The 8,774-nt window shown below is 72.6% G+C and carries 9 protein-coding genes and 1 pseudogene; 6 read left to right on the forward strand and 4 right to left on the reverse strand.

The features are described from left to right. Positions 1-33: 33 nt before the first annotated feature. Positions 34-675, forward strand: a complete 642-nt coding sequence (locus C1J00_RS32330; RefSeq protein WP_107501880.1) for a nucleotidyl transferase AbiEii/AbiGii toxin family protein — start codon at positions 34-36, stop codon at positions 673-675. 44 nt (positions 676-719) lie between these two features. Continuing rightward, complete coding sequence (locus tag C1J00_RS32335) at positions 720-1,211, forward strand: MarR family winged helix-turn-helix transcriptional regulator (RefSeq protein WP_102912537.1); 492 nt, start codon at positions 720-722, stop codon at positions 1,209-1,211. Positions 1,212-1,331: 120 nt separating this feature from the next. Here C1J00_RS32335 and C1J00_RS32340 read toward each other — a convergent pair whose 3' ends face one another. Continuing rightward, entirely contained in the window at positions 1,332-2,510 is a 1,179-nt protein-coding gene (locus tag C1J00_RS32340; RefSeq protein ID WP_102912538.1) for an MFS transporter, read from the reverse strand. A gap of 71 nt (positions 2,511-2,581) precedes the next feature. On the opposite strand from C1J00_RS32340, the gene C1J00_RS32345 reads away from it, so the two are divergent. The 3 genes from C1J00_RS32345 (at position 2,582) to C1J00_RS32355 (ending at position 5,069) form a co-directional block, all read left to right on the forward strand. Next, positions 2,582-3,607 (forward strand): ArsR/SmtB family transcription factor, encoded by a 1,026-nt coding sequence (locus tag C1J00_RS32345; protein ID WP_102912539.1) that lies wholly within the window; start codon positions 2,582-2,584, stop codon positions 3,605-3,607. Positions 3,608-3,616: 9 nt separating this feature from the next. Beyond that, the gene (locus tag C1J00_RS32350; RefSeq protein WP_102912540.1) at positions 3,617-4,120 is read left to right on the forward strand and encodes a glutathione peroxidase; all 504 of its coding nucleotides are present in this window, start codon (positions 3,617-3,619) and stop codon (positions 4,118-4,120) included. Positions 4,121-4,190: 70 nt separating this feature from the next. After that, a complete protein-coding gene (locus tag C1J00_RS32355) occupies positions 4,191-5,069 on the forward strand; it encodes a MerR family transcriptional regulator (protein WP_102912541.1) in 879 nt (292 codons plus the stop codon). A gap of 115 nt (positions 5,070-5,184) precedes the next feature. Here C1J00_RS32355 and C1J00_RS32360 read toward each other — a convergent pair whose 3' ends face one another. The 3 genes from C1J00_RS32360 to C1J00_RS32370 form a co-directional block, all read right to left on the reverse strand. Further along, positions 5,185-5,376: a DUF397 domain-containing protein gene (locus C1J00_RS32360; RefSeq protein WP_102912542.1), complete on the reverse strand. Its 192-nt coding sequence runs from the start codon at positions 5,374-5,376 to the stop codon at positions 5,185-5,187. Between the two features lie 197 nt (positions 5,377-5,573). Further along, positions 5,574-6,431, reverse strand: coding sequence for a helix-turn-helix domain-containing protein (locus C1J00_RS32365; protein WP_062927438.1), 858 nt, complete (start codon positions 6,429-6,431; stop codon positions 5,574-5,576). Positions 6,432-6,695: 264 nt separating this feature from the next. Next, positions 6,696-7,451: a GOLPH3/VPS74 family protein gene (locus tag C1J00_RS32370; RefSeq protein WP_102912543.1), complete on the reverse strand. Its 756-nt coding sequence runs from the start codon at positions 7,449-7,451 to the stop codon at positions 6,696-6,698. Positions 7,452-7,653: 202 nt separating this feature from the next. On the opposite strand from C1J00_RS32370, the pseudogene C1J00_RS32375 reads away from it, so the two are divergent. Beyond that, a pseudogene (locus C1J00_RS32375) lies at positions 7,654-8,774 on the forward strand (D-alanyl-D-alanine carboxypeptidase); the annotation flags it as partial.

Below are 8,774 nucleotides of genomic sequence, written 5' to 3' on the forward strand. Positions count from 1 at the left end.
CCTCCCCCCGTTCCCGAGCCCGCCGGCCGGCTCCTGGGTGATCTGCTGGCGGTGGGTGAGGCCTACTCCCTCGTCCTCGCCGGCGGATACGCCGTGCTGGCGCACGGGCTCCTGGAGCGGGCCGGGCCGGACGTGGACGCCGCCACCGAGCACCCGGCCGCGATGGAGGCCATCGCGGACACCGTCCGGTCCGGGCTGGTCGGGCGGGGCTGGCTCGTGCGGACCCTGGAGACCGGGCCGCTGTCCGCCCAGTTCACCGTCACCGACGCGGCCGGCGGCGTGGAGTGCGAGGTCGCCCTGCGCAAAGAGGTGCTGTGGCGCCCGCCCGTGCAGACGGAACTCGGCCCGGCACTCTCCCTCGACGACCTCGCCGGCACCCGGGTGCGGGACCTGGCCGACCGCGGGCTCGTGCGCGACCTGGTCGACGTACACGCCGCCTCGGCCCGCTGGAGCCACCCCGAACTCGAAGAACTCGGCCGCCGCCACGCCCCCGACACCTTCGACCTCACCGACCTCCAGGCCAGGCTGACCGGCACGGACTGGCTCGACGACAGGGCGTTCACCGTGGCCGGGCTCGACGGCCCGTCGGTCGCCGGGCTGCGCCGCTGGGCCCAGGAGTGGGCCGACGACATCGCCGAACGCCTCATCGAGGGCGAGGCTCCGGACGAGGAGTGACGCACACCCCCGCACGGCGACTGACCGGTCGGTACCCTGACCCGATGGGGAACGGGGCAGCCGGACAGGTGGGGGTCGTCGCCGCGCTGGTGCGTGCGGCGTTCCTGGTCGACGGTGTGTACGCGCGGGTCAGCCGGGCGTACGGACTGACGCCGCAGCAGGGGCAGTTGCTGTGTGTGCTGATGTCCCAGCCGTACGGCATGAGCGAACTCGGCGAGACGCTCGGGCTGGCGAAGTCGAGCCTGACCGGGCTGGTGGACCGGACGGTGCGGCGAGGACTGGTACGGCGGGAGGCCGACCCGCGCGACGGACGGGCCGTGCGGGTGGGGCTGACGGAACAAGGAGCCGCGCTCGCCGGGAAGTTCTACGCCGAGACTTGCCGTCGCATGGAGGATCTGCCCTCCGGGCTGAGCGGCACCGAGCGGGAAAGGCTGGCCGTGCTGCTGTCGAGGGTCGTCGTGGACAACGAAGTCCCCGAGGTGTTCGTGGAGGCCGCGACCGTCCCCGTTCCCTTCTCCGGCAGTTCACCCTCCTGAGCGCACGTGGCCGCAGCCGCCGTACGAGCGGGATCACCGGCAGTCACCTCCTGCGCGCACGTCGGCAGTTCACTTCCTGAGCGCACGCGCGACTCCAACAGCGGCCTGTCATAGCCCCCTTCAGCGGCCGACCACACTCATCTCCTCCCGCCTCGCCGCGCCCATCAGCAGCAGCGTCACCCCCGCCGACGCCCCGGCCATCATCGTCATCGCCGCCGCCGGGGAGGTCAGTTGGGCCACCGATCCGGCCAGCGCCGCCGCCACCCCCTGCGTCGTGAGCATCCCCGCCGAGTGCAGCCCCAGGGCATGTCCCGTGAGCCCGTCGGGAGTGAGAGCCACCAGCCGCTCCTGCTGTACGAGGCTCGCGCCGAACCCCACGGAGGCCAGCGTCACCGCGGCCGCCGCGACCGGAAGCGCCGGGTGCAGCAGGAACACCGCGTACGGGCCGGCCAGGAGCAGCAGGAGCGGAAAGCCCAGGCGGGAGCGCAGGGCCGGGGGGAGCACGCGGCCGACCAGCACGTCCCCGGCGAGCATGCCCAGCGCGGCGCAGGCGAAGAGGGTGCCGGCGGAGTCGGAGGCGTAGGAGACGTAGAGGGATTCGCAGCCGACGACCAGGCCGTTGGGGATCCACAGGGCCAGATAGACCTGGCGGCGGGGTGCGGACGACCAGAGCAGCGCGTTGGCGCGCCAGGTCGCCGACACCGAGGGGCGGCCCGTCGTACGGGGCGGGCGGCGGGTCAGGCCGAGGCGGACGACGACGGCCGCCGTGCCGTACAGCCCGGCGGCGGCCAGCAGGGACAGCCGCGGGGACAGCAGGGCCACGAGGGCGCCGCCGGTCGCGTACCCGGCGATCTGCATGAGGCCGCTCATCATGTTGAACACCGAGCGGCCGAGCAGATAGCCGTCCTTGGAGAGGATCTCGTTGAGCAGGCCCCAGCGCACTCCCCCGCCCACCGACTCCGCCAGCCCCTTGGCGAGGACGATCGCGAAGAGCCCCCAGATGGGCAGGCCGGGCAGGGCCAGGGCGGCGGTGGCCGCGGCGAAGAACAGCGGCAGGGCCGTCAGGGCCGCGCGCGGGGGCAGCCGGTCGGCGGCGGAGAGCAGGAAGGTCGCGCCCAGCACCTGCACCAGCGACGAGCCGAACATGCTGACCGCCGACAGCAGCGGTGAGCCGGTCGCCCGGTAGACCAGGGTGCCCAGGGCCAGTCCGCCCATGGTCTGGGCGACCGTCTGCGCCGACGCGGCCAGGAAGAACGGGGTGAACTCGGGCGTGCGGAACAGTTCGCGGTAGCTGCGCATGCGGGGAGTCTCCGGCGCCCCGGATCGCCCGGTTATTGTTTCGCGCGGGTGCGAAACATCGGGGGGTGCGCATGGGCTGGTGGCAGATCAACGCCGACACCCTGGCCGGGAGCCGGTTCGTGATCTCCCCGCTGGCCGAGACCTTCGCCTGCCTCCAGCTGCTGCACCGGGGCACCCCCGCGCACCCGGGCGAACGGGCCTGGCTGTGCGACCACCTGCCCGGCTACCGGGCCCGGCTGGCCGCCGACCCCGAGACCGCGCTGCTCGTCCGCGCCGGGCTGGGCCGGTCCTGGATCGCCGACTTCCTCACGCCCGCCCCGAGAGACCGGGAGACCTTCGAGGAAGAGGTGGCACGGGTGCGGGCGGCCCGCCCCGACGAGGCCCGCGCCCATCTGCGGATCTCCCTCGCCGGCCTTCCCCCAAGCTCTCGGCTCCGCTCGACCATGGGGGACTCCCTTCCCGCCGCCCTGGACCGGGACGACCTCCCCGAGCGTGCGGCCGGCCTGCTGACGTACGTCTGGACCGAGACCGTACGGCCGGAGTGGGACCGGCGCCGGCGGGTGCTGGAGGCGGACGTGGTCGCCCGTACCGCACAGGTGAGCCGGGGCGGCTGGGCGGCGGTGCTGGACGCGCTGCGACCGGGCCGGACCCGGTGGCTGGGTGACAACCGGCTTCAGGTGAACCTGCACGAGTACCCGCCCCGCGAGATCTCCGGTGCCGAGCTCCTGTTCGTCCCGGTCACCCCGAGGACCGGCTGGGTCTCCTGGGAGGAGCCCGACCGCTACGCGGTGATCTACGCGTGCTCGGGCGTGCTCGCCGACACCGGCGGCCGAACCGTGCCCGCGAGCCTCGGCGCACTGCTCGGGGCCGCCCGGGCCGGTGTGCTCGTCCTTCTCGACTCCCCGCTGAGCACCAGCCAGTTGGTCGCCGTGACCGGGCAGGGGCTCGGCTCGGTCGGCCGGCATCTGAGGGTGCTGCTGGACGCCGGGCTGGTCGAGCGGCGGCGGGCGGGCCGGTCGGTGCTGTACTCGCGCACCGCGGCGGGGCAGGTCCTGGTGGAGGCCGGGACGGGTCGGCCCGACACCCGCCGGAGTTAGCATCCGCTCATGACGACTGACAACGGTTCCTCTCCCCTCGACGTCGAGATCGCCGCCCTCCAGGGCGGTCCGGCCGACCTGTCCCAGTACGCGGGCAAGGCGGTACTCGTGGTGAACGTCGCCTCCAAGTGCGGCCTGACCCCGCAGTACACGGGCCTTGAGAAGCTCCACGAGCAGTACGCGGCGCGCGGCTTCTCCGTCCTCGGCGTGCCCTGCAACCAGTTCCTCGGGCAGGAGCCCGGCGGCGCCGACGAGATCGCCGAGTTCTGCTCGGCCACGTACGGCGTGACGTTCCCGATGACCGAGAAGATCGAGGTGAACGGCGAGGGCCGGCACCCGCTGTACGACCGACTGACCGGCTTCGCGGACGCCGAGGGGCACAGCGGTGACATCCGCTGGAACTTCGAGAAGTTCCTCATCGGCCGCGACGGCCGGGTCGTGGCCCGCTTCTCGCCGCAGACCGAGCCGGACTCGGCGGAGGTCGTGGCGGCGATCGAGGCCCAGCTGGCCTGACGTCCCGCTGCTTGACCTTGCCCCTGGGGCAGGCCCGAGCGTCCTCGTCGTCGGGCGGAAGAGCCGCCCGATGACGGAGGATGCCGTGGTGGACGGACCGGATCAGGAACTGCTCACCATCGGTGCGTTCGCCGCGCGCGCCCGCCTGTCGCCGAAGGCCCTGCGGCTGTACGACCGGCTGGGTCTGCTGGCCCCGGCGCATGTCGACGGGGCCACCGGCTACCGCTACTACCGCGCCGGCCAGGTCGAACGGGCCCGGCTCGTGGCCATGCTGCGGCAGTTGGACATGCCGCTCGCCCGGATCGCCGAGGTGGTCGCGGCGAGTGACGGGCCCGCGGCGGCCGGGCTGCTCGGCGCGTACTGGGCGGATGTCGAGGCGCGGGTGGCGGGGCAGCGGACGCTCGCCGAGTACCTCCGTGGACGACTGTCGGGGAGGAGCTCCGAAATGTACGGGAAGTTCAGGGTCGAGACGGTGGAGATGCCCGCTGAGGTGGTGATCTCCGAGAAGCGGCACACGCTCGCGGACGAGCTGCCGGCGTGGATCGGGGCGGCACTGGGCCGGCTGGAGGAGGCGGCCCGGGAGTGCGGGGGTGTGGCCGGGGTGCCGTACGTCGCCTATCACGCGGAGGTGTCGATGGAGAGCGACGGCCCCGCGGAGGCGTGTGTGCCCGTGGCCGACGAGGCGGCGGCCCGGGCCTGGGCCGAGCGGCGGGGCCGGGCGCGGGAGACGGCGGTGCGGGTGGAGCCGGCCCGGCGGCTGGCGTACACCAGGATCACCAAGGCGCAGGTGGCGCACCCTCAGATCCTGGCCGCGTTCGAGGCGGTGGAGGAGTGGATGGCGGCGCGGGGGCTGACGGCGACCGGCCCCTGCCGGGAGCTCTACTTCGCGGACTGGGCGGCGGCGGGACCGGGGGACCCGGTGTGTGACGTCGCGTTCCCGGTGAGCTGAGCCGCGCACGGTCCGCTCAGGGCCTGCGGGCACCAGGGAGCCCTCTCGGCAAGGACGGCGATGCTGGTCGAGAGGGCTCTTTCGGTGGTGCTCGTCGTGCGGGTCGATCGCTGGGTCAGGCCTTGACCGAGGCCACGAAGGCGCTCCACGCGTCGGCGGGAAACGCCAGTTTGGGGCCCTCGGGGATCTTGGTGTCCCCGAGCTCCAGGGCCTCGTCGACGGTCGACCTGACCATCACGCACGCGCCGTTGTTGTTGGTGTAGGAGGACGTCGTCCACGTTTCCGTGGCGCCCAGACGAATTGCCATGTTCGCTCCGTTGCCAGTTGCGTTTACGCCAACCCGTGCTGGTGGTTGGCGTGATCGACGCTACTCGCCAACATCCTCGTACGGAGCAGTCATTCACTCGACTGGATGGCATATTCCAGGGGAGACTTCCAGTCAGGCGTGTCAGGGGTGTAGCATCCCGCGCTTTGCCCGACGGAAGGTCATCCTCCGGCGGCGGCTCAGCGCGCGTACTCCTTCGCCACACGCTCGATGAGCTGCCGCGACTGGTCCACGTTCAGCGACTGGGCCCGCAGGTGCTCGTACATCACCGTGTACTTCTGCACGTCGAGCGGCTTCTCCAGGTACAGGTCGCTGGTGACACCCTCGATGTAGACGACGCTGGAGTCGGCCGCGTCGGCGAACTCCAGGATCGAGTACTGCCCGTTGATCCCGGCGTGCGCCCCGACCTCGAACGGCAGGACCTGCACGGTGATGTGGGGCAGCTGCGACATCTCGACGAGGTGCTCCAGCTGCTCGCGCATCACCGGCCGGCTGCCGACGATCCGGTGCAGGGACGCCTCGTCCAGGACCACCCACAGCCGCAGCGGTTCCGTCTCGGCCGTGATTCGGCCCTGCCGGCGCAGCCGGACCTCGACGCGCTTGTCGTTGTCCGCCTCCGACGCCTCGGGCGAGCCGCCGCGGATGATGGCCTCGGCGTACGCGCGGGTCTGCAACAGGCCTGTGATGATCTGGGGTTCGTAGACCCGGAGGGACTCGGCGTCCGTCTCCAGGCCGATGTAGACGCTGTAGGGGATGTCCCCGAACGCGTGCCACCAGCCCTGCTGCCGGGAATCCTTGGCCATCTGCATCAGCGAGTCGACGATCCGCTGGTCCTCGACCTCGTAGACCCCGCACAGATCGCGGACGTCACGCTGGCTGATGCTGCGCCGCCCGTTCTCCAGGCGGCTGATCTTCGACTGCGACACCAGCAGCCGCTCGGCCACCTCTTCGGCCGTCATGCCCTTGAGCTCACGGAGCCTGCGGAGCTCCTGGCCCAGCCGGCGCCGCCTGACGGTGGGATTGACATTGGACGCCACGGGACGTGCACCTCCGGCTGCGTGCCTCTACTTTGCGTATCTGCTGTTGAGCAGACTGCCACCAAGGTGCTTACTACCGCTGGGAAACGGTGGATATGCGACGGGTACACGCCAGTTCGGACACGGCATGCCGAGCGGGGCGAAGAGAGTGTGCGCTCTCTCCGCCCCGCTCGGGCAGCGGCTCCCGTGACCGGGTCGTGCGTCGCGTGGTGCGTGTGCCGGTCGTAGTCGTGCTGGTGCCAGGTCGTGCCGGTGCGGCGCGGCTCAGTGGGCCACGGCCCGGGCCATGCTTCCGTGGCGCGGCTGCATCGGAACACCGCGAGCGGGTTCCGGGGCGGGCCTGGCCGTGCCGGCGGCCTGGCGGCCGGTCGGTGCCGGGCTGCGGCGCGGCTGGGCCGCGACGCCGTTCTGGACGTCCATCACCGCGTGCGCGACGAGACCGCCCATGGGGTCGTGCCTGATCAGGTCCCTGAGCCGGGAGCGAGAGGAACGTCCCTCGTTGCCCGGGTACAGGTGCTTGCCGAGACCGACTGCGTGAGCGAGGGCGGCGAGTGCCGCGGTCCGCGGGTCCGGCGGTACGCCGGTGCGGATCGCGGAGTCCAGCCGGGCCCTGATCTCCCGGCTGATCTCGGTCTCCGTCGCCTGGTAGCGAGTCGTCGGCAGCACTCCGCACATCTGGCCCGCCACGGCATGCACCATGCCGCACCGCTCCAGATGCGAGAGGTAGGTCTGGCGGAGCCCGAGACGCGGCCCGCCGATCCAGTGGACGGCACGCACGGGTGCGCCACGCCGTCGCAGCAACTCCAATGCGCAGTCCAGTGTTGGATCTCCAGTCGGCCGTGGTGCCACCACGGCGATACGATCCCCGTCTGGGGCTATCCGTCCGGCCAGCGCCAGCTCTACTAGCTGTGCTCCGGCCAGACCGAGGTCGAGCGACTGCGGCTGTGCGGTGGTACCCGTGGTCGGGTCCAACGCCAGCAGCAGAAGCTCCTCCGGAAGTGTTCTGCGGCTCCTGCCCATCCATGCCTCCCCGCGTGGATGAAAGACAGGGTGACCCCTCTCACATTCATCTGTCGAGGGTGCGTGACCGGTTCGTAGTGGAACCAGTAGGTATGTCGTTCTCGTCTACCGGATGGGTTTGGCCCGCACACAGGACACTGGTACATGGTTCGGACAGCGCCGGAGCGGTGTCACGGGCGGCGGTTCACGGTTCGGTACGCGCATGCGGGGCATGCGGCGCGAGGAGGAGGCATCGGTGGCGGGCGAGTCCCCCGACAGGTCGAAGCAGCGCGAGTCGTCGGCACAGAAGACGTCGGGGAGCGCGAGTCCGGTTCCGGAGGCCAGGAGCGAAGTCGCCGACCCGCGGCTCGCGGTGGCCCGGGACCGGGAGAGGTCCGCTGCGCGAGGCGGTGCCGACACGGCGACCCGCGTGCTGTCCACACGGACGGCGGAGGAGCCGGAGAACACCGAGGCCGACGCCGAACGGATCGACGGCGACTCGGACTCCGAGGAGGCCGAGGGAGCCCGGGGAACCCGGGGGGCCCAGGGAGCCGAGGGCGACTCGGACGCCGAGGACGCCGAGGACGCGGCGGCGGACGCCGGGGAGGGTGCTTCCGGCTCCTCCGGGGGATCCGATGGGTCCGAGGGGTCCGAGGGCACTGACGGGCGGCTGCGCGATGCCGTCGCCGCGTGGGTGGCGTCGGCGGACGAGGGCGAGCCCGCTGCCGCCGAGAGCGCGGAGAAGGGCGGGAAGGCCGAGGAGGCCGAGAAGCCCGCGGAGACCGACGCGGACGCCCAGGAGGCCGGGAAGGGCACCGGCGCTGCGGAGCCCGGCGCGGACACCGACGCCGAGGACGACCGGGCGGACGAGCCGTCGCAGGGCGGCACGGCCGAGGCCGACCCCGAGCCCGCGGAGGAGCCCACGGAGGCCGACAGGGACGCACAGGAGGCCGGGAAGACCACCGGAGCCGCCGAGCCCGGCGCGGACACCGACACCGAGGCCGACCCCGAGCCCGCAGAGGAGCCCACGGAGGCCGACGCGGACGCCCGGGAAGCCGCAGTGGCGGCGTCCGACGGCTCCGGGGCGGGCCACGGTGACGCCGACGAGGCCGAGGCGGACCGTTCCGCCAGCGCCGACGACGAGGACACCGCCGAGGCCGACGCGGACGCGGCCGAGCGGACCGACGACGAGGACTCCGAGCCGTCGGACCCCGGCGCCGACGACGACGTCAAGGACCCCCGCTCCGCGGACCCGCGCGTCACCGACGACCCCGCGACCACACTGAAGGCCGCCGGCACCGACGCCGAGGACGAGGACGACGCGGCCGACACCCACACCCGCCC

Source organism: Streptomyces cahuitamycinicus (assembly GCF_002891435.1).
GTDB lineage: Bacteria > Actinomycetota > Actinomycetes > Streptomycetales > Streptomycetaceae > Streptomyces > Streptomyces cahuitamycinicus.

Bases quoted from the DNA above. Each gene is read 5' to 3' on its own strand.
- C1J00_RS32355 (WP_102912541.1), top strand. From the start codon at position 4,191: ATGACGGAGGATGCCGTGGTGGACGGACCGGATCAGGAACTGCTCACC.
- C1J00_RS32340 (WP_102912538.1), bottom strand. From the start codon at position 2,510: ATGCGCAGCTACCGCGAACTGTTCCGCACGCCCGAGTTCACCCCGTTC.
- C1J00_RS32360 (WP_102912542.1), bottom strand. From the start codon at position 5,376: ATGGCAATTCGTCTGGGCGCCACGGAAACGTGGACGACGTCCTCCTAC.
- C1J00_RS32345 (WP_102912539.1), top strand. From the start codon at position 2,582: ATGGGCTGGTGGCAGATCAACGCCGACACCCTGGCCGGGAGCCGGTTC.
- C1J00_RS32350 (WP_102912540.1), top strand. From the start codon at position 3,617: ATGACGACTGACAACGGTTCCTCTCCCCTCGACGTCGAGATCGCCGCC.
- C1J00_RS32335 (WP_102912537.1), top strand. From the start codon at position 720: ATGGGGAACGGGGCAGCCGGACAGGTGGGGGTCGTCGCCGCGCTGGTG.
- C1J00_RS32370 (WP_102912543.1), bottom strand. From the start codon at position 7,451: ATGGGCAGGAGCCGCAGAACACTTCCGGAGGAGCTTCTGCTGCTGGCG.